The sequence below is a fragment of the Cupriavidus sp. FW306-1B-F12B genome (assembly GCF_058781795.1).
This window is the reverse complement of sequence record NZ_JBYSXC010000021.1, coordinates 44,002-62,876: the sequence shown is the minus strand read 5'-3', so window position 1 is coordinate 62,876 and position 18,875 is coordinate 44,002. Positions and strand designations below refer to the sequence as shown.

General features: G+C 63.1%; 16 protein-coding genes and 1 pseudogene. 8 read left to right on the top strand and 9 right to left on the bottom strand.

All coding sequences use genetic code 11. From position 1 onward, the window contains the following. Window positions 1–67: 67 nt before the first annotated feature. Window positions 68–268 (top strand): hypothetical protein, encoded by a 201-nt coding sequence (locus AC3WLE_RS27940; RefSeq protein WP_492317125.1) that lies wholly within the window; start codon window positions 68–70, stop codon window positions 266–268. 310 nt (window positions 269–578) lie between these two features. Here AC3WLE_RS27940 and AC3WLE_RS27935 read toward each other — a convergent pair whose 3' ends face one another. Next, window positions 579–950: a response regulator gene (locus AC3WLE_RS27935; protein ID WP_492317124.1), complete on the bottom strand. Its 372-nt coding sequence runs from the start codon at window positions 948–950 to the stop codon at window positions 579–581. 308 nt (window positions 951–1,258) lie between these two features. Then, complete coding sequence (locus tag AC3WLE_RS27930; RefSeq protein WP_492317123.1) at window positions 1,259–4,222, bottom strand: Tn3 family transposase; 2,964 nt, start codon at window positions 4,220–4,222, stop codon at window positions 1,259–1,261. A gap of 145 nt (window positions 4,223–4,367) precedes the next feature. On the opposite strand from AC3WLE_RS27930, the gene AC3WLE_RS27925 reads away from it, so the two are divergent. Continuing rightward, complete coding sequence (locus tag AC3WLE_RS27925; protein WP_492317122.1) at window positions 4,368–6,071, top strand: site-specific integrase; 1,704 nt, start codon at window positions 4,368–4,370, stop codon at window positions 6,069–6,071. On the opposite strand, the gene AC3WLE_RS27920 is transcribed toward AC3WLE_RS27925, so the two are convergent. After that, on the bottom strand, window positions 6,050–6,238 hold the full coding sequence (locus AC3WLE_RS27920) for a hypothetical protein (protein WP_492356782.1): 189 nt from the start codon (window positions 6,236–6,238) through the stop codon (window positions 6,050–6,052). The genes AC3WLE_RS27925 and AC3WLE_RS27920 overlap by 22 nt on opposite strands. A 298-nt stretch (window positions 6,239–6,536) precedes the next feature. Beyond that, a complete protein-coding gene (locus AC3WLE_RS27915) occupies window positions 6,537–7,304 on the bottom strand; it encodes a hypothetical protein (RefSeq protein WP_492356781.1) in 768 nt (255 codons plus the stop codon). Between the two features lie 303 nt (window positions 7,305–7,607). Between AC3WLE_RS27915 and AC3WLE_RS27910 the strand changes: the two genes are divergently transcribed. Continuing rightward, window positions 7,608–9,308 (top strand): site-specific integrase, encoded by a 1,701-nt coding sequence (locus AC3WLE_RS27910; protein WP_492356780.1) that lies wholly within the window; start codon window positions 7,608–7,610, stop codon window positions 9,306–9,308. A gap of 91 nt (window positions 9,309–9,399) precedes the next feature. Here AC3WLE_RS27910 and AC3WLE_RS27905 read toward each other — a convergent pair. Further along, window positions 9,400–10,257: pseudogene (locus AC3WLE_RS27905) on the bottom strand (cryptochrome/photolyase family protein); the annotation flags it as partial. 773 nt (window positions 10,258–11,030) lie between these two features. Here AC3WLE_RS27905 and AC3WLE_RS27900 point away from each other — a divergent pair. Together AC3WLE_RS27900 and AC3WLE_RS27895 are read left to right on the top strand one after the other, a co-directional pair. Continuing rightward, a complete protein-coding gene (locus AC3WLE_RS27900; RefSeq protein WP_492356779.1) occupies window positions 11,031–12,623 on the top strand; it encodes an aspartate:alanine exchanger family transporter in 1,593 nt (530 codons plus the stop codon). A 53-nt stretch (window positions 12,624–12,676) separates the two neighbouring features. Continuing rightward, window positions 12,677–13,672 (top strand): 2-hydroxyacid dehydrogenase, encoded by a 996-nt coding sequence (locus AC3WLE_RS27895; protein WP_492356778.1) that lies wholly within the window; start codon window positions 12,677–12,679, stop codon window positions 13,670–13,672. Between the two features lie 266 nt (window positions 13,673–13,938). Here the strand turns inward: AC3WLE_RS27895 and AC3WLE_RS27890 are convergent, their stop codons facing one another. Together AC3WLE_RS27890 and AC3WLE_RS27885 are read right to left on the bottom strand one after the other, a co-directional pair. Next, on the bottom strand, window positions 13,939–14,382 hold the full coding sequence (locus tag AC3WLE_RS27890; protein ID WP_492352592.1) for a GNAT family N-acetyltransferase: 444 nt from the start codon (window positions 14,380–14,382) through the stop codon (window positions 13,939–13,941). Window positions 14,383–14,624: 242 nt separating this feature from the next. After that, entirely contained in the window at window positions 14,625–14,996 is a 372-nt protein-coding gene (locus AC3WLE_RS27885) for a PHA-granule associated protein 4 (RefSeq protein WP_492317727.1), read from the bottom strand. A gap of 226 nt (window positions 14,997–15,222) precedes the next feature. Here AC3WLE_RS27885 and AC3WLE_RS27880 point away from each other — a divergent pair, with 226 nt between their 5' ends. Continuing rightward, window positions 15,223–15,471, top strand: a complete 249-nt coding sequence (locus tag AC3WLE_RS27880) for a diguanylate cyclase domain-containing protein (RefSeq protein WP_492356793.1) — start codon at window positions 15,223–15,225, stop codon at window positions 15,469–15,471. On the opposite strand, the gene AC3WLE_RS27875 is transcribed toward AC3WLE_RS27880, so the two are convergent. Together AC3WLE_RS27875 and AC3WLE_RS27870 are read right to left on the bottom strand one after the other, a co-directional pair. After that, window positions 15,410–15,976, bottom strand: a complete 567-nt coding sequence (locus AC3WLE_RS27875) for a DUF6036 family nucleotidyltransferase (protein WP_492317728.1) — start codon at window positions 15,974–15,976, stop codon at window positions 15,410–15,412. The two genes, AC3WLE_RS27880 and AC3WLE_RS27875, sit on opposite strands and share 62 nt — an antisense overlap. Beyond that, the gene (locus tag AC3WLE_RS27870; protein WP_492317729.1) at window positions 15,973–16,638 is read right to left on the bottom strand and encodes a helix-turn-helix transcriptional regulator; all 666 of its coding nucleotides are present in this window, start codon (window positions 16,636–16,638) and stop codon (window positions 15,973–15,975) included. Before AC3WLE_RS27870 ends, AC3WLE_RS27875 begins: the two co-directional genes overlap by 4 nt. 315 nt (window positions 16,639–16,953) lie before the next feature. On the opposite strand from AC3WLE_RS27870, the gene AC3WLE_RS27865 reads away from it, so the two are divergent. Together AC3WLE_RS27865 and AC3WLE_RS27860 are read left to right on the top strand one after the other, a co-directional pair. Then, on the top strand, window positions 16,954–17,994 hold the full coding sequence (locus AC3WLE_RS27865) for a hypothetical protein (protein ID WP_492356757.1): 1,041 nt from the start codon (window positions 16,954–16,956) through the stop codon (window positions 17,992–17,994). Next, entirely contained in the window at window positions 17,991–18,875 is an 885-nt protein-coding gene (locus AC3WLE_RS27860) for a HesA/MoeB/ThiF family protein (protein WP_492317731.1), read from the top strand. Before AC3WLE_RS27865 ends, AC3WLE_RS27860 begins: the two co-directional genes overlap by 4 nt.

Here is an 18,875-nt window from a genome sequence, read left to right as displayed (position 1 = left end):
TGAACTGCGTCGGAAAGAGCCGGCAGCCGGCAGAAGCCGCAACAAATGAACACCTGTGAGATACCATTTGGCCGAGGTCGAGTTTGAACTGGTCGATGGCGGCCGTTACCGGGTGGTCCATCCGACGAAGGGCGCACGGTACTTCCGGTGTCTGCTCGATGGCAACTACCTCCTCATCGCGCCAGACTCGTTTGTCCAGTTACCTTGGATCACCATCGCCGGCGTATTCACGCCAGGTGAGTTGAAGTCGCTGACGCGAGTTGACTAGACACCACGATGGCACCGCACGGGCAAAAGACAAAAAACAACCGCACCCTGACTGGTTACGAGCGTGGCTGCAAAAGGCAGACCAACGGGGATAGAGCGCTCCCGGGATCTCTTGGTCGACACTCATGGAATAATAGGAAAGCTCTGGCTGGGGAAGTAAGCCGCACTTGGTCATTGCTCGGGCGCGACATCGCTGAGGTTGCGACCGCTACGGTGCGGGGTAGAGTCCTGAGCAGTTCTTCATCGCAGTTCTACGCCAGGACTTTCGGCTCCGCTTGGGCGCGCCCGGCCAAGCGAAGAGCCAGGATTCCTCAGGCCGAGCCGCTACGTGGTGCACCCCATAGCTGAAGGTATTCCGGACGGTAAGGCTTGGGGCAGAAATGATCGAAGCCCGCCTCCAGAACTTCACTGGGCATCGTGTCGCCACGCCCACCGCTGAAGGCGACGATCACGGCTTGCTGGGCCCAGGGTTGGGCACGCAGGCGCCGGGCAACCTCCAAACCAGTGATTCGCGGCATGTCCAGATCGAGCACGAACAGCTGCGGCTGAAAGACCGCTGCAAGTAGCAACATGGTCTCGCCGTCGTCGGACCAACGGGCGTCCCACCCGGATTGCCGCAATAGTTCACAAAGCGCGCAAGCCCCGTTGGGATCGTCATCGAGAATGAGCGCACGTCGCAACACGGGTTCCGAGTTCCATTTGGGGCCTCCCTTCTATTTATTCGTAGCAAACGGTTGCCGCGGATGCAACGGTGTCGTTGGGACTTCCTGCGATGGGCCCGATTTCGGCCTGGATCTTCGACACGGCGTTCTGGCCTGAGTCCTAGTCGGCAACGTCGAGCAGGTTGGCCGGTAAGCGCCGACCCTGCGCTGCAAAGCGCTCCAATCTATCCATGGCGACAGTGCTGTTCTTCGGCGCATGGGTACCAACCAACGTAGCGACTGGCATAGTGCGCGGTCTCGTTGATGGAATCAAAGCGCCTATAGGCGACTCAGCGCTCCGGCAGCCGTAGCGGCCGGAACTTCCCTGCCTGCAGTTTGTTGCTTTGGCGCCACACATAATCGCCGGTCAAGTTAATGTGATCCCATCCCAGCGGGGACAGGTAGGAAAACAGTGCGGGATCGATTGCCATGCCGCAGCCCATCAGTGCCTGCACAGCACGTTCGAGATAGACGGTGTTCCACAGCACGATTGCCGCTGTGACCAGGTTCAGTCCACTGGCGCGGTAGCGTTGCTGCTCGAAGCTGCGGTCGCGAATTTCGCCGAGCCGGTAGAAGAAGACGGATCGCGCAAGCGCGTTGCGGGCCTCGCCCTTGTTGAGGCCCGCATGGGTACGACGGCGCAACTGCAGGTCCTGCAACCAGTCCAGCGTGAACAATGTCCGTTCGATGCGGCCAAGCTCGCGAAGTGCTACCGCTAAACCGTTCTGTCGCGGGTAGCTGCCGAGCTTTCGCAGCATCAATGAGACGGTAACCGTGCCCTGGCGGATCGACGTGGCCAGGCGCAGGATTTCATCCCAGTGTGACCGGATCAGTTTTTCCTTGTACGCACTGCCGATCATCGGTGCCAATGCCGGATAGTCGTCTGGGCTGCCCGGGATGTACAGCTTCGTGTCTGCGAGATCGCGGATCCGGGGCGCGAACCGGAATCCGAGCAGATGCATCAGAGCGAAGACGTGGTCGGTGAAGCCGTTGGTATCCGTGTAGTGCTCCTGGATCCGCAGGTCCGACTCGTGGTACAGCAGGCCGTCGAGCACGTAGGTCGAATCCCGAATGCCGACGTTGACCAGCTTGGAATGATAAGGCGCGTACTGATCCGAGATGTGCGTGTAGATCATCCGGCCGGGTTCGGAGCCGTACTTCGGATTGACGTGCCCGGTGCTTTCGGCTCGGCCGCCGGCCTTGAACCGCTGACCGTCCGACGATGACGTGGTGCCATCCCCCCAATGGGCAGCGAACCCATGGGCGGACTGCGCATTGACCAGATCGGCAAGGCCCTGAGAATAGGTTTCGTCCCGAATATGCCACGCCTGCAGCCAGGACAGCTTGGCGTAGGTGGTGCCCGGGCAGGATTCCGCCATCTTGGTCAAGCCGAGATTGATGGCGTCGGCAAGGACAGTCGTGAGCAATAGCGTCTTGTCGGCGGCCGGTTCGCCCGTCTTCAGGTGCGTGAAATGGCGGGTGAATCCGGTCCAGCCGTCGACTTCCATCAGCAGTTCCGTGATCTTGACGCGTGGCAACAGGAACGCGGTCTGGTCGATCAACGTCTGTGCCGCCATTGGGACGGCGGCGTCGAGCGGCGAGATCTTCAGGCCGGACTGGGTGATGATCGCGTCCGGCAGCTTGTTCGCGGTGGCTAGCCGGTTGACGGTTGCCAGTTTCAGTTCGAGCAACCGGCGCCGCTCATGCAAGTAGCGGTCGCAATCGGTGGCGACCGGCAGCGGCAGCAGGCGGCTCTGTTGGAGCGCGACGAACTTCTCTGGGGGCAGCAGGTACTCATCGAAATCCTTGAATTGCCGCGAGCCCTGGACCCAGATGTCACCGGAACGCAGCCGATTCCTGAGCTCCGACAGCGCGCACAGCTCATAGTAGCGACGGTCGATGCCATTCTTGGCGCGTACCAGCGGCTCCCAGCGCTTTTTGATGAAGGAAGTGGGCGCATCGGCCGGGACTTTGCGTGCATCGTTGACATTCATCTTTCGGATGGTGTCGATGGCGGCCAGCACATCCTTGGCAGCCGGCGCGGCACGCAGCTTCAGGACCTCTAGGAATTCGGGCACGTAACGTCGCAGCGTCGAGAAATGGTCGCCGACCAGATGGAGGAAGTCGAACGCCTCAGGCTGGGCGAGCTGCTCGGCCTCAGTGACGCTCTTGGTGAAGATATGCCACGGCATCACCGTTTCGATCGCCTCGAAGGGGTCGCCGCCGCGCTCCTTCGCCTCCAGGAGGGCCCGGCCGACTTTTGAGTACTGCCGGATCTTGTCATTGACCGCCTTACCGGACAGGTGAAACTCCTCCCGGTGCTTCTTCTTCGCCAGATTGAACAGGCGCCCCAAGATACGGTCGTGCAGATCGACAATCTCGTCGGTGACGGTGGCGCAGGCCTCGACCACGATGGCGGTCAGGGTCGCGTGACGGCGCTGTGGCTCGAACTTGGCGAGGTCATGGGGCGTCATCTGGCCGCCCTCGCGGGCGATCTTGAGCAACCGATTCTGGTGAACCAACCGCTCGATGCCTTCTGGCAAGCCGACGGACCGCAACCTCTTCAGCCGATCGATGTGCTGCAACATCTGTCGGGAGCTGGCCTTGCCCGGTGGCAGTCGCAGCCAGGCCAGCCAGGTCAGGCGCCCGTCCGGGCGGCGCTGCAAGAGATGATCCAACTGTTGCCGGTGGTGTTCCGTGAGCGGCTCGGTCAGTATCTGGTAGATGCGGCGGGTGGCTCGCGTGACGGCCTCCGCGCAAATGCGTTCGATCACGTTCATGCCCGGCAGCAGCAAAGATTGCTCACGCAGGTGGTCAATCAATGCGGTGGCAAGGATGACGGCCTTGTCGGTTTGCTGCGCCAGCTCCGACAGCGACTGCACGGCGGCGCGATAGTCTGCCATCGTAAAAGGACGCATCCGAAGCACCGTCTGCAGTTCCGCCTGGTGCTCCCTTCGGGTCTGATCGCGCCGCCCGTAGTCCCGCCAATGCGTGGGCGCAAGGCGTAGCTGCTGCGCGACCATCTCCAGCAAGGTCGAGGGAGGATCCTCGCCGGCGGCCAGCATGATGCCGGGATGGCGCATGTAGCAAAGCTGGACGGCGAACCCGAGCCGATTGGCGGCGCCGCGACGCTGGCGGATCAGCGCGAGATCTGACTCGTTGAACGTGTAATGACGGATGAGTTCGTCCTCGCTGTCTGGGAAAGCGAGGAGGCTCTCCCGCTCAGTGGTGGAAAGTACAGTACGACGTGGCATGCCAATGCTTTCGATCGAGTGGAAACGGTCGTGCCGCGCCGGTTTCCGCGGGTCAGGTTTCGGGAAAAAGTGCGGAGTTTAAAGCGTTCTATTCAGATAATCCTTCTTATCACAACAAATCTGTTTCTGTCGTAAACTGGCAACCATGAAATCACGCCAGACACCGCCCCCCGCACTCGGCATCCCGGAGTCCCACGACTTCCCCGATGAGGCTTCGCTCGCCGCACTGCGCGGCTGGTATGCGGGCCTGTCTTCCCGCGCGGCGGTGGAGCGCTATCTGCCCCACGCGAAGGCCCCCGGCCAGTCGGCGCGCGGCATCCTCGGCCGAATCCGCCGGCAACTGATCGCCTTCGCCCAGCACCGCCAGCGCGCCGACCTGGCCGAGTTGCTGCGGCATCCGGTCAACGAACGGCTGCCGCGCGCGAGTGCTGTTGGCCACGCCATCAACGTTCTGCGCGCCCTCCCGGCGCCGCAGCCACAGGTTACTGACGACATCGAACTTTGGCTGGCGCCGCGGGCCGTGCGCACGCTGCGGGCTCATGGCATCCGGACGCTGGCGGACCTGACCGTGCGCGTGCCGCGCCGGCGCCGCTGGTGGAGTACGATCCCGGGACTTGGGCAAGCGAGCGCGCGGCATATCGAGGCGTTCTTCCACACCCATCCGCAGTTGACGGAACGGGCGCGCGCCCTGATTGCCGCCACGCCGCCGGGCGCCGTGGTGCCGTGGGAGCGACTTCGCCTGCCGCACGAGGTGGACGGCTCGCGGGGGAGTTTCCGGGCACCGCAGCAGGCCTGCACGCTCGACGCCGCCAATGACTACGAAGCGGTGCGGGCCTGGCTCTCCCTGCACGAAGCGCCGACCACGCAGCGCGCCTACCGCAAGGAAGCCGAGCGGCTGATCCTGTGGGCGATTGTCGAGCGCGGTCGGGCGCTGTCATCGCTCACGACTGAGGACGCCATCGCCTATCGCAGCTTTCTGCGGCGGCCGACCCCGCGCGAGCGGTGGATCGGACCTCCGCGAGCGCGCAGCGCGCCCGACTGGCGCCCCTTCGCACGGGGGCTGTCCGCACGCTCGACGGCCTACGCGCTCTCGGTGCTGGGCGCCCTGTTTCGCTGGCTGATCGAACAGCGCTACGTCCTGGCCAACCCTTTTGCCGGCATCAAGGTGCGCGGCCGCACGCGAGTCGCGGCACTCGATACCTCGCGCGGCTTTACCGAAGGCGAATGGTTGCTGGTGCGCACCATTGCCGATGGCCTGGAATGGTCATACGGCTGGGACGCGCCCGCAGCGCAACGCTTGCGATTCATCCTCGATTTCGCCTACGCGACCGGTCTGCGGGCCAGTGAACTGATTGGCGCGACGCTTGGCGATATCCACACGGACGAACACCACGGCCACTGGCTCCACCTGGTCGGCAAGGGCAGTCGGCCGGGGAAAGTGGCGCTACCTCCGCTTGCGCGCACGGCGCTCGATCAGCACCTTGTGCAGCGCGGCCTGCCGGTAACGCCAGCCCGTTGGGATCCCAAGATGCCCCTGATCGCCAGCCTGGAGCAGGACAGCGCAATCAGCATCACCGGCACCCGCCTGTGGACGGTAATGCGGCGCTTCTTTGGCCAGGCTGCGGACATCATCGCCGGCGATCACCCGGCAGTCGCGGAAAAGCTGCGCCGGGCCAGTCCCCACTGGATGCGGCACACGCACGCGACCCATGCCCTGGCCCGCGGCGCGGAGCTGACCACCGTGCGCGATAACCTTCGCCACGCGTCGGTGGCCACCACCTCGATCTACCTGCAAAGCGATGAGGTCAAGCGAGCACGCCAGATGGATCAGGCCTTTGCCGCACGGTAGCGAGCCTCTGGCCGGGTTTCCAAAAGCCTAGCGTGCAATATTGTCCGTTTTCTGAAGCGCCCCCCGAACGGCTCGGCCGGGGGACGTCCGAGGATCTCGCAGAGGAAGTCGGCGGAGACCTTCTTGTCGTGAGAAAAGACGATGGTGTGGTTGAGCTGGATGGCCATGCCGCAATCTCCGGGAAGGATATGTGCAAGGAACGGCGAGCAAGCCGGCCGGGGACGGCCAGCCGGCCGTCACGCAGAAGCTGGCGTGCGCCACGCTTGCAGCGTAGCCAGCGCGGGCAATGACGGCAACCTTGCCTTGCAGGCCAGGCTTGGCTGGCGCCTCCGTTCAGCCGTGGCGTGAACGTCCCGGCGCGGTCAGATGCACCCTGAATGGCTTTCCACCAACGATAGAAGAGGCCGTTCCTGGGGACAACGCGGTCTCCTGGCATGGGGTGCTTGCGCCAAGCGCGCGGCTGCCCTACTCAATTTCCACCACATCGACAACCTGGTGCTGATTCTTGTAGCGGACTTCCTGGCGCATGACGAATCGCCGGGCGGGACAATACCAGTCGGTCATGTCAAGCACCGTCGGCTCCAGCTCGATATCCGTATCGACCAGCCGGAAGCGGCCAGGATCCACGAACTTGGTATATCGGATCGGCCAGCAGAGCAGGGTGCCGGTGGCAAGCTTCAGGCGCTGCAGCGGACCCACCGTCCGCTCAGACAAAGTCAGGCGAACATTGGAGCCAACGAAATCAGAGACAGTGGTGCCGGTGCGGCGATCCACAATCCGAAAGTTGTAGCGGGACGCGAACGTTTCCGCGGGGAGTACCTGGCCCTCCGTCAGCGCCGGCGGATACAGCAGCAGTCCGTTCGAGTTGGTACTCATTTCCCCGACCAGCTCGGTGTACTGGCCGTGGGCCTGAACGCGTGCATTCAGACTGCGCACGACTGGCTGTCCCGAGCGTTCGTCGATCACCAGCCGGTGACGCTGCACCGTCTCGACGGGCGGCCCCATCAAGCGCCGGAGGGCGGACTTGGAATAGATATCCAGGTCGAACGAACAAAGGTCGCGCTCGAGGTCGTTGACGTTGCGGAAGAAGGCAATGGTTGTCATCGGCGTCAATCCGTCCGCTTCGAAGCGGATCCGTCCGCCGTCATGGACATAGGGCGCATCGCATATCTGTCCGGCGTGTACGCGGTGCGACGCGGTTCCGAGCAGACCGCCTACGGCGAGCCAGGCCACGGCAAGCGAACGCCAGACTGGCTTGCACGGGCGTGTCGGTGGATGGGGGTGGTGTGGGTGCGCGGGCCGAACCAGGGCCGTATCCGGACGTGCATCGCCGAGTTCCAGTTCGTGACAAGCAAAGGGTCCGGTTTTGTGCCAGGCAACAGCCGCTCGCATCGTCATCACGTTTCTTTCAGTACTTGCGTGGGAGTCCAAGTGTAAGCGGAGTGGAGTCATCGTGAATGGCTGTGTGTATCCGTGTAGCTATTACGATAAGTATCCTTATCGTAATAGCTACATCGATGCGCTAAACTGGCGTATATGAAAACTCGCTTGACCCTGACCGCCCCGGAACCGACCCCGCCATCCGGCTTCCCCGATGCCACCTCACTCGCCGCGCTGCGCGCCTGGCATGCCGGGCTGACGACGCGCGAAGCCGTCGCACGATATCTGGGCGAGGAGCGGGCGCAGGGCCAGTCGTCGCGCGGCATCCTCGGGCGCATCCGCCGCCAGCTTGCGGCATACGCGCGCAGCCGCCAGCGCGAGGACCTGGCTGCGCTGTTTGGAATTTCCGCGGCCGAGCGGGCGGAGAAGGGCAGGGCAGCGGACCATGCCATCGAGACGCTGCGCACGCTGCCGCCGCCGGCACCGGCCATCAGTGACGACATCGGCTTGTGGCTGGCGCCGCGCACGGTCGCTGCATTGCGGGCGCAGGGCATCGACACGCTGGCGGCACTGACCGTTCGGGTGCCGCGCCGGCGCCGCTGGTGGGCCGCGATCCCTGGCCTGGGCGCGGCCGGGGCCCGGCAGGTCGAAGCCTTCTTTGCCCGGCACCCGCAACTGACCGAACGCGCCCGGGCGCTGCTCGCGCAGGCGCCGCGGGGCATGGTCGTGCCATGGGAGCAACTGCGGCTGCCGCATGACGTGGATGGGTCGCAGGGGAAGTTCCGCGCGCCGCGTGCGACCTGCGCCCTCAATGCGGACAACGATTACGCGGCGATCCAAGCGTGGCTGGCCTTGCATGAGTCGCCAGCGACGCAGCGCACCTATCGCAAAGAGGCCGAGCGGCTGATCCTGTGGGCGATTGTCGAGCGCGAACGGCCGTTGTCGTCGCTGACCACTGAGGATGCGACGGCCTATCGCAGCTTCCTGCGGCGGCCGGCGCCCCGGGAACGCTGGGTAGGGCCAGCGAGACCACGTACCTCGCCCGACTGGCGTCCGTTCACCGGCAGCCTCTCGGCGCGCTCCACCGCCCATGCCTTGTCCATACTGGGGGCGATGTTCCGCTGGCTGATCCAGCAGCGCTATGTGCTGGCCAATCCGTTCGCCGGGATCAAGGTGCGCGGAGGAGGGCGGTCGGCGGCGCTGGACAGCTCGCACGCGTTCACGGAAGGCGAATGGCTGCTGATCCGCACCATTGCCGACGGCCTCGAATGGTCCTATGGCTGGGACGGCCCGGCGGCCCAGCGCCTGCGCTTTGTGCTGGACTTCGGCTACGCCACCGGACTGCGCGCCAGCGAGCTCGTCGGTGCGACGCTCGGGGACGTTGAAAGCGATCCCCATGGCGACCATTGGCTCAAGCTGGTTGGCAAAGGAGCCAAGGCTGGCAAGGTGGCACTGCCACCGTTGGCGCGCTTGGCGCTCGACAGCTATCTGGTGGAACGAGGCCTGCCAGTCACGCCGGCGCGATGGGATCCGCATACCCCGCTGATCGGCGGCCTTGGCCAGGATCCGGCCAGTGGCATCACCGGCACGCGCCTGTGGGGCGTGTTTCGGCGCTTCTTCAGGCAAGTGGCGGACTTGATCCAGGCGGATCACCCTTCCGCCGCCGACAAGCTGCGGCAGGCGAGCCCGCACTGGATGCGGCACACCCATGCGACTCATGCACTGGCGCGCGGCGCGGAATTGACGACAGTGAGGGACAACCTGCGCCACGCCTCGATCTCGACCACCTCGATCTACCTGCACGGCGACGAGATGAAACGGGCCCGGCAAATCGGCGCGGCGTTTTCCGCGCCCTAGTGGCTTGGTGCGATGGCCCGGAGAACAGCCGGGGAGTGGAGGGCGCTCGAGCCGGTCGAACGCCATTAGCCGGAATCGCGGTCTGCAACGGCTATATCGATTTCTTTATCGCCGCATACCTTTCAAGGGTCTCTTTCCGCGCAACTTCGTGCTGCACGATCGGGGGTGGATAGTTCTCCCCAAGCTTCACCCCCGCTGTAGCCAGTACATTCACAGGCGCCGTCCATGGCGCATGGATGTACTTGTCTGGCATCTGTGTCAGCACCGGCAAGTACTTGCGGATAAATCGCCCCTGTGGATCAAATGTCTCCGATTGCTTGACCGGATTGAAGATACGGAAGTACGGCTGTGCATCGCAGCCCGTTGACGCAGCCCACTGCCACCCGCCGTTGTTGGCCGAGAAATCGAAATCATTGAGCTGGTCGGCGAAATATTGCTCGCCGCGTCGCCAGTCGACGCCGAGATCCTTGACGAGAAAGCTCGCAGTCACCATCCGTAGACGATTATGCATGTAGCCGCTCTGGCGGATCTGCAGCATCGCGGCGTCGACCAGCGGATAGCCGGTCTGCGCGTCGCACCATGCCTGAAAGTACCTGTCGCCCGTGACAGAGTCGACCCACTGCAGCGCATCGTATTCGGGGCGGAAAGACTTGCCGTCGGCCACGCGGGGATGGTGGTGGAGGATCATGAAATAGAAGTCGCGCCAGATCAGTTCGGATAGCCAGACGGCCGCGCCGGCGCTTTCGCTGCCGCCGCGCAGTACGGCGTCAAGCGCGGCTCGCGCCAGCGTGCGGATCGAGATCGTGCCGAAGCGCAGGTGTACCGACAGGTAGCTCGGGCCGCGCAGCGAGGGGAAATCCCGCCGGTAGCCATAATCGCCGATGCGGTCGATGAATTCATCGAACAGTGCATGGGCGCCATCACTGCCGGTGGGCATTGCAACCTCGGCTTGAGGGCATAGTGCAGCGCTGCATGGTCGTCGGCGCGCAGGTCGCGCCGGAACCAGACCAGGCCACGCGCGAACTCCAGGTCGATTCGGTATGGCAGGCGTCCGGTGCCGGCTGTTTCGGGAGCAGGAGTAAGGGGATTCGGCATTGCCGTAATTTAGTCCCATGCAGCGTTGTCGCACAGCCCGATTTGCGGGTATTGCCTGCACCGCAGCCTGGCAGGATCAGCGTGACGCCAGAAACCGGGCTGCCTTCTGATGGATCCTGGAAGCTGAGCCGTACGTTGAATTGACCGGCGATAGCCTGCATATTCCGCACGGATTCGTCCTGTTCCCACCCGACATACCGGATGCCAGCAGATTGGTGGATCTCCGGCGGCTTTGGATGCGCTGCGAGGATCTCGCCGACGCGATGTTCGCCTCGATTGGTTAGCGCGCGGTTGGCCGCAGCATGTGGGGGAAAGTGAGGCCGGCGCTACCGTAAGGTGGAGATAGGGCTTGAAAGAAGATTTGTGTCTGGAGGTGCCAACCGCCTGTTTGACCGCGCGCCGCTTCAATTCTTGAACTTGTGCGGCGCATCGTATATTTTCGAGGGGCATTCCGGTGGTTGCCGCCGTGCCGGCCGGTGCCTGTCAAGATGATCGGTTCATACAAGCCGCACTCTATAACGCATGCCCGGAACAACGGTTGTCAACCCCGTCCGCGCAGTGCGCGCGTGACCCTGCGTAGTTGCGTATCGCTGCCCCCTTGCTCCTGCCCATCAGAAAGGAGCTGCCATGGATGCAGTCCGGACATTGCTCGAAACCCAGCCGCTGCTCACGCTGTTCCTCACGGTTGCACTGGGCTATGTCTTCGGCGAGATCAATATCAAGGGCGTGTCGCTCGGTTCGGGCGCGGTGCTGTTCGTGGGGCTGGCGATCGGCGGGTTCGCGCCGAAGTCCGCGCCGCCTGCCATCCTTGGCACCCTAGGGCTGCTGCTCTTTCTCTATGGCATTGGGATCCAGTACGGGGAGCAGTTTTTTAAGGGTCTGACCAGCCCCGATGGCATCAAGGCCAACGCCGCTGCGATCCTTGGCGTGGTTGGCTCCGGACTGCTCGCGGTTGCGTTGGTGCCGCTGGTCGGCGTGAAGCTAGACGAGTCGCTAGGCATGTTCGCCGGCGCGGGCACCAGCACGGCAAGCCTGCAGGCCGCGATGGCGGCGATGAAGAGCGACGGCGCCGCGGTGGGCTACAGCGTCGCATACCCAGTCGGCGTGGCAGGGCCGATCCTGTTTCTGTATGCCCTCACCGCGCTGCTCAAGCCGAATATCGTGCGGCCGCCGCCAAAGCTGATCGAGACCGCCGAGATTGCGCTGACGAACCCGGCGTTTATCGGAGCGCGGCTGTCGGAGGTGGTAGCGCGCCTACCGGACGGGGTGGCGATTGCCGCCGTGCGTCGCGCCCACCACAACCACCCCTCCGCCGACGACCTGGTCCTGCAGGCCAACGACGTGCTGCTCGCGACCGCCACCGACCCGGCCGTGCTGCGTGAAGCCACCTCGCTGTGCGGGGAACTGCAGCCGGGCCGCATGACAAGCCATCGCGAAGACCTGGACTATATGCGCGTGTTCGCCTCAAGCCGGCTCGTGGTCGGGCACACGCTGCGCGATATCCGTTTTCCCGAAGGCATGGTCTGCTCGATCGCCCATGTGCGGCGCGGTGATGCGGACCTGATGCCCCGCGATGACCTCACCCTCGAGTTCGGTGACCGCGTCGGCCTGCTGGTCAATCGCGCCCACATGAAGCCGATTCGCGCGCTGTTCGGCGACTCCATCAAGGGCACCGCCGAGCTGAGCTTTATCTCGATCGGCATCGGCGCGGCCCTCGGGCTGCTGGTGGGGCTGATCCCGGTGCCGATTCCCGGCGTCGGCACCCTGGCGCTGGGGCTAGCGGCGCTGCTGCTGGTCGCCCTCGTGCTCGGCCGGGTGCGCCGTCTCGGGCCGTTCGTCTGGACCATGCCGCTGTCGGCCAACCTGGTGCTGCGCAACTTCGGGCTGACCATCTTTCTCGCACAGGTGGGCATTGCATCCGGGCCGAAGTTCTTCGCCACCATCGGCGTGACCGGGGTGTCCTTCCTGATCTATGGCGTGGTGATTCTGCTTGCCCTGCTGCTGATTACTGCGATTTTCTGCCTCTGGGTCTTCAGGCTGCCGTTCGACCTGGCGGTGGGCGTGATCTGCGGCGCGACCGGCAATCCCGCCATCCTTGCCTTTGCCAACCGCGTCGCGCCCACCGACCGACCCGACCTCGGCTACTCGATGATCTTCCCGTCAATGACCATCGTGAAAATCCTATTCGTACAGGTCGCCGCCACACTGGCTGGCGGATAGTGCAGGGCAACCTGGGCGAAGCGCGCCATGCGATTCGCCGCGGAGACCACATCATGGAAATCGCCGTCTTCAGCGCAAAGTCCTACGATCGTCAACATCTCGATGCCGCGAATGCGGCCGAAGGCCATCAGCTCAAGTACTTCGAAGTTCCCTTGGACAATGAGACGGTGGGCCTCGCCGCGGGCCACGGCGCAGTGTGCATCTTCGTCAATGACCGGGCCGATGCGACCGTGCTGGAAGCGCTCGGACGCGGCGGCACCAAGCTGGTCGCGCTGCGCTGCACGGGGTTCAACAACGTCGACCTGAACGCCGCGCAGGCGCTCGGGATCAAGGTAGTGCGCGTTGTCGACTACTCGCCCAACGCGGTCGCCGAGCACGCGGCGGCCCTGCTGATGGCGGTCAACCGCAAGATCCACCGGGCCTACAACCGCACGCGGGACTTCAATTTCTCGCTCGAAGGCCTGATGGGCTTCGACCTGTGCGGCAAGACCGTGGCCGTGATCGGCACCGGCAAGATCGGGCGCGTGTTTGCGAAAATCATGGTCGGGTTCGGTTGCAACGTGATCGGCTACGACAAGTACCCGTCCCCGGAATTCGAGGCCCTTGGTGGACGCTACGCGGACGAGGGAGAAATCGGCGCAAGCGCGGACTGCATCTCGCTGCATTGCCCGCTCACGCCCGAGACCCATCACATCATCAATGCCGGAACGCTGTCGCGCGCCAAGCCGGGGGCCTTGCTCATCAACACTAGCCGCGGCGGGCTGATCGACACGGAAGCAGTCATCGAAGCGCTCCGGAGCGGGCAGCTCGGCGGGCTGGCGATCGACGTGTACGAGCAGGAGGCGGGCCTGTTCTTCCGCGACCTGTCCGGCACCATCGTCGACGACTCCGTGCTGCAGCAGCTAATCACGTTTCCTAACGTGATCGTGACCGGGCACCAAGCCTTCCTCACGCGCGAGGCCGTGACGACCATTTGCGAAACAACTTTGCGCAGCGTGACGGAGTTCGAAAGCGGCAAGCCGCTCACGAACGAAGTCGGTGCCGGTTGAACACGGCTGTCGGCCTCAAATCGTGCCCCGCTAATGGCTTAAACCGCTCCCCGAAAGGCCCACGGTCGGGAGAAGGGCGCATGAAGAAGACTGCGGGAAATCAAGCCGCTCGAAGGGAATAGGGCAGCAAGGTCAAGGAAGCCAAAGCCGCGATGAGCCTGGCGTGGTGGAAATTCTTGCATCGACTTCAACCTTGCGAGCCGTCCTCCGTGGCTCCGCAACGCGCCTGGCTGCCCGCTCCGGCGAATGAACTTGCGAGCGAGCTACTACAAGGCAATTTGCATCAGCGTCCCGACATCGGCTGGGGGACAGTTGAGTTCCTGCGAGTGCATTACGGCAGGCGGCAGGTCAGAAAGGTTGATTGGCGCGAAGCCGAGGCGCGCGAAATAGCCGGATGCGGTCTTGGTCTGCAACACTATTGATGCGACCCCTTGCAGCCGGACGTCTGCCACGATTGCGGAAAGCAGAAGCTCGCCGAGACCTGCAGACCTTGCGCGCTGCGCAACAGCCAGTCCTCGAAGAAGTCCTGTTTCCCCATAGCGCTCCACGCCGGCACATCCGAGAAGCCCGGCATTGTCGCGGACCATGATGAAATGGGTGATATGTTCGCGTACCCCCTCGACGCAAAGTGAGGAAGCACGCAGGAGGGCCTCAACCTCAGGCCAATCCTTCTCAGTCGCATAGCGGGGACGCATGACATATTCCTTCATGCAAAGTTCGTCCCCGTCATCCTACTTTTGCCGGGATGCTTCCGCCCGTAGGGATTCTTCTTAAGTAGATTTGCTATCTCCCGGAAGCAGTCTGGCTGGCATGGCGGGCAGACAACATTCTTGCTCTTCAGCGGAGTTCTTTTGCGATGGCATGCGAGCGCGAAGTCCCTTGCCTGCGTCAGCCGGTGGCCCGACATGCGAGATGCCGCCCAACGTATCGCTGTTGGGACAGCATGAACTGGCTAGTTCCAGATGAGCGTGGCTTCTTGCAGCAAGTGACCAGGCAGGATGTAGTCGCCGTGCTCGATAGCGAGTGCCTCGAGTTCGCACAGACAGTCCTCGGACAATGCCGTCATGTCGAACCGGCAGTAGAGGTGTCGCTGTCGGAATGTGAGTTTTTCTCCGCGGAGCCCTCTGGCTAGCGCATCTGCAGACTCCACACAGACATGTTCGATGGTTCGGAACTGTACGACGATGCCGCGCTGTTGCCCAAGTCGTCCGAGTTCGAGCGCGTCTTCCCACGCGGTTTCATAGTCTAGATCGACGGTACTATCTATGCGCGAACTGATGTGCTCAAGCGCGCTTGCTCGATCACGTGCGACGTATACGCTCATAGGGGAGTCTCCCCGATGGGGTCCTTGTGGAGAGGAATATATTCCGAAATAGGGGGCTGGGCAACCCGACGCAGGCTCCAGCCGCAGCCCGAACACATCAGATATCGTGGGCATCTGAAGATGGCCGATTCTGATTGCGCCGGGGGCATCCGCGAGGAAGCCCGGCAGACGCTGATGAATATCCACATAACCGGCGTAGCAGCGACCAGCCACCTCGTTGCTGCTGATGAATATCCACCACGTCAAGCGCATCAATGATCAGCACGGACACCTGGTGGGTGACCGCGTACTTGCTCGTTTCGCACAAACCGTGGGCCGGGCGCCGCCTTGCCGGCGCTGGCAGGCCCCTGGACGACGGCACGACAAGGCCGAAAGTGTCACGGCGAGAGTTGAGGCGTTTGCTGAAAGCAGAGCTAGGCTTCGTCTGCGGGAACCGCATGACCTTGATCCCGCAAGGCCTTTGTCCAGCGCTTGATACGTGCACGCAGTCGTCCCTGTGCAGCTCTTTCTATCGGCATGTCATTGACGCGGCTGATCGCTGTGCCGGGCAAGACGTAGCCGTGCTGCATCAGGGCCATACAGAAGACACGATCTTTGTCGCGATCCGCTGCCGCCTTGGCCATAAAGAGATCAACGACGTCCAGGCAATAGCCAACCCGCCCGTTCGTGCCCACGGTCTGGATACGCTGCAAGCGGCGTTGCCACCCGGCTGGAAGACACGCTGTCTCTGGCCCGACGCCCTGCGCGTAGTAACCGTATGTCTCGTGAAAGCGCGAGCCTTCGCCGATCGCCGCATCAATCGCATCCGCCTTGTGGGTGGCATTGAGCGGGTAGATGTCGGCCTCTGCGGACATCGTGAAGACCGCCGGGGGATTAGGGATCGGCCCCAGGATTGATTGGCTGCCAACGACAACGAACTCATATTCGTCTGTGATGTCGGCTGCAGCCCGAATGATGTGTTCCAGATTTTCCCGGTTCATTCCTGGTCTCCCAGGACAACGCCTGTCTTCAACGCTTGGACCTGTGCGAGCACATCCTGCCGAAGGGCATCTGGTAGAACTGTGGGCAGGGGAGAGGCCTGGCGAAGCTCTTGAGCACGCCGAGTCCGGCCGAGCGCTTTGCGCCACGACCGGTTCGCAAGAATCGTTTCCCACTCGGACCAGAGCGAATCGGACCGTGAGTCTCCCTGCGCGCGCCATCGTCTGAGGACCTCTTGGGCCCGGGCCAGTAGCGCGGGGTCATCCTGAATCAGGCGGATCGCTTCCTTGTGAAGCGCCATGCTCTGCAAGTCCTGAACTTCATGGCGGCTGGGATCAGTCCTGACCCGAACCTGAACCTGCGGTATGGCCCGCTTGGATGAGGCGGCAGCAGAGTTCGCCGGCGCCGGTTGGAAAGTATCGCTGACTAACAGGGCAAGGTCACCGGCAACTCCCAGGACGGACATGACGCGCAGGTATGTGCCCATGGTCGGCGCGGGGTCGCCTGCCTCAACGGCAGCGAGAGTCGTCCGGGAGATGCCAACGCGCTTGGACATCTCGACCGTGCCAAGCCCTTTGGCCTTCCGCAGGCGTTTGATGCGGTCGCCTAGTTGCAGCAGCAAGTGACGCTCGAGGACTGAGGTGGTATCAGTGAAGGCTGGCATATGTCCAGTATTTTAGGCAAAATCTGCAGATTAGACTAGTTTACTGAACAAATTATGGCGTTTGGCTCATGCAGTAACCTTTGATCCGAATGCGCATTGTGGACACATGGAGTTTCGCTCCATCGGGCCGCTAAGGCAGAAGACCCTGAAACTGCCACCCAGGCCATCGCTAACGATCGAATCACAATTTAACATAATATACATTATGCGAGTATCGAGATATGGGCCAATTAGTATTGGCGTACTTGGCCAAACAGCATGTCATACCCTTGCCAAAACTGACCTGCTGCCGGCTTTCTTCCCGTGGCTACGCCCGTGACACCACAGACCGGCTGTTATATGCTCCAAGCCACACTTGCCTTTCAGGCCGGCACACAAGAACAAGGCATCAGCCAAACCTGCATGTTCAAATTCATCGGGCGTTTTCGACAGCGGCTGCGCTACCTGGACCTGAGCCTGAAGGCCAGCCGGTCCGTCCGGATCCGCGTCGTCGAACGGCCTGGCTTGTGGATGGATGCCCGGCAGCTTGAAGCCATGCTGGCCGAGATGCGCGGCATCGTGCAGCGGGGAATCGGCAAGGATCTCGATTACGGGGTGCTTTCCGGCGACCCTGAAAGGCTGCGGCGGGCCGTGATCACGCTGCTTTATGACCGGGACAGCGGCCAGCCGATTGCGTTCAATGCGCTGTCGGTCATGCCGATCGAGGTCAAGGGCCGTCCGGTCGAGGCGATTCACCTTGGGCTGGTGATGGTCGATCCGGGCTATCGCACGCAAGGACTGTCCTGGGTGCTGTACGGGCTGACCTGCATCCTGCTTTTCTTCCGCCGCGGCCTGCGCCCGATCTGGATCAGCAATGTGACCCAGGTGCCGGCCATTATCGGCAAGGTCGCCGAGGTCTTTGTCACGGCCTATCCCAATCCCTTTGAGCCGTCGCGGCGCAGCTTTGAACACCTGAGCGTGGCCCGCGAGATCATGAAATCGCATCGGCATGTCTTTGGCGTTGACGGGGCGGCGGGATTTGACGAGGCGCGGTTCGTGATTACCGATGCCTATACCGGCGGCTCGGACAATCTCAAGAAGACGTTCGAGCAGGCGCCGAAGCATCGGGACGAGCGCGCCAACGAACTCTGCCGGCGGGAACTCGATTACCAGCGCGGCGACGATTTCCTGCAGGTCGCCTGCCTGGACCTGGCCAGCGCGCGGAAATACCTGTTGCGGGAAGTGCCTCGGGACTCGTTGCCCGCCATCCTTTATCAGATTGCGTTCCTGGCTGTCGGTCGGATCGTCCTGCCATTGTTCCACTGGCTGAATCCGCGCGAGCCGCTGGGAGACCTGCGCGCCAGGAAGAGTCAATGATTCCACCCTTCTCCTACGAGGAATTCACGACCCGCAACATCGGTTTCGTGACCGACGCGGAACAGCAGCAATTGCGCAATGCACGGGTGCTGATCTGTGGCGTCGGCGGCATGGGCGGCGCCTGCCTGCAGGCGCTGGCACGGGTGGGCATTGGCGGCTTTGCGCTGGCGGACTTCGATGCGTTCGACGTGTCGAACCTGAACCGCCAGGTGTTTGCCAGCCTGGATACCGTTGGCGTGAACAAGGTCGAGGCCACCGTGGCGCAGATCCGGCGCATCAACCCGGAACTTGCCATCGAGACCTTCGGCGCCGAGTGGACCGACAGGCTCGATGACCTGCTGGGCCGTTACAAGATCGTGGTCAACGGCATGGATGACATGGCCGCGGGCCTCGCGCTCTATCGCAAGGCGCGGGAGCATGGTGCGACCGTCATCGACGCCTATACCGCTCCCCTGCCCTCCGTCACGGTTGTCCGTCCGCAAGATCCCCGGCCCGAGGAGCGTCTTTCCTATCCCACGGCCGGCATGGACTGGAAGTCCCTGACGCCGGAGCTCAGGCAGGAATGCCTGGGCAAGGAACTGGAATACGTGATGGTCAACTCGAGTTCGGTCCGGCATGTGGAGCTAGGCATCGCCAAGGACCTGCTGACCGGCAAGCGCAAGCGCATGTCGTTTGCGCCGATGGTGATCACCACCGGCAACCTGATGGCGTTCGAGGTGATCAAGCTGGTGCTCGGCCGGCCGCGGCTGGCCGGTGTGCGCGGCTATTTCTTCAATCCCTGGACCATGCGTGTCGAGACGCCGCGCAATGCGCTGACGGCATGGGCGGTGCGCGCGCTGGTACGGCGCTTCATGGCGAGGTTGATGCGAGATGAGGGTTGA

What these genes read in the sequence shown, in the direction of transcription:
- AC3WLE_RS27860 (WP_492317731.1), top strand. Translation starts at nt 17,991, where the DNA reads ATGATTCCACCCTTCTCCTACGAGGAATTCACGACCCGCAACATCGGT.
- AC3WLE_RS27885 (WP_492317727.1), bottom strand. Translation starts at nt 14,996, where the DNA reads ATGAGCGTATACGTCGCACGTGATCGAGCAAGCGCGCTTGAGCACATC.
- AC3WLE_RS27875 (WP_492317728.1), bottom strand. Translation starts at nt 15,976, where the DNA reads ATGAACCGGGAAAATCTGGAACACATCATTCGGGCTGCAGCCGACATC.
- AC3WLE_RS27880 (WP_492356793.1), top strand. Translation starts at nt 15,223, where the DNA reads ATGAATATCCACCACGTCAAGCGCATCAATGATCAGCACGGACACCTG.
- AC3WLE_RS27925 (WP_492317122.1), top strand. Translation starts at nt 4,368, where the DNA reads ATGAAATCACGCCAGACACCGCCCCCCGCACTCGGCATCCCGGAGTCC.
- AC3WLE_RS27930 (WP_492317123.1), bottom strand. Translation starts at nt 4,222, where the DNA reads ATGCCACGTCGTACTGTACTTTCCACCACTGAGCGGGAGAGCCTCCTC.
- AC3WLE_RS27895 (WP_492356778.1), top strand. Translation starts at nt 12,677, where the DNA reads ATGGAAATCGCCGTCTTCAGCGCAAAGTCCTACGATCGTCAACATCTC.
- AC3WLE_RS27900 (WP_492356779.1), top strand. Translation starts at nt 11,031, where the DNA reads ATGGATGCAGTCCGGACATTGCTCGAAACCCAGCCGCTGCTCACGCTG.
- AC3WLE_RS27890 (WP_492352592.1), bottom strand. Translation starts at nt 14,382, where the DNA reads ATGAAGGAATATGTCATGCGTCCCCGCTATGCGACTGAGAAGGATTGG.
- AC3WLE_RS27870 (WP_492317729.1), bottom strand. Translation starts at nt 16,638, where the DNA reads ATGCCAGCCTTCACTGATACCACCTCAGTCCTCGAGCGTCACTTGCTG.
- AC3WLE_RS27920 (WP_492356782.1), bottom strand. Translation starts at nt 6,238, where the DNA reads ATGGCCATCCAGCTCAACCACACCATCGTCTTTTCTCACGACAAGAAG.
- AC3WLE_RS27910 (WP_492356780.1), top strand. Translation starts at nt 7,608, where the DNA reads ATGAAAACTCGCTTGACCCTGACCGCCCCGGAACCGACCCCGCCATCC.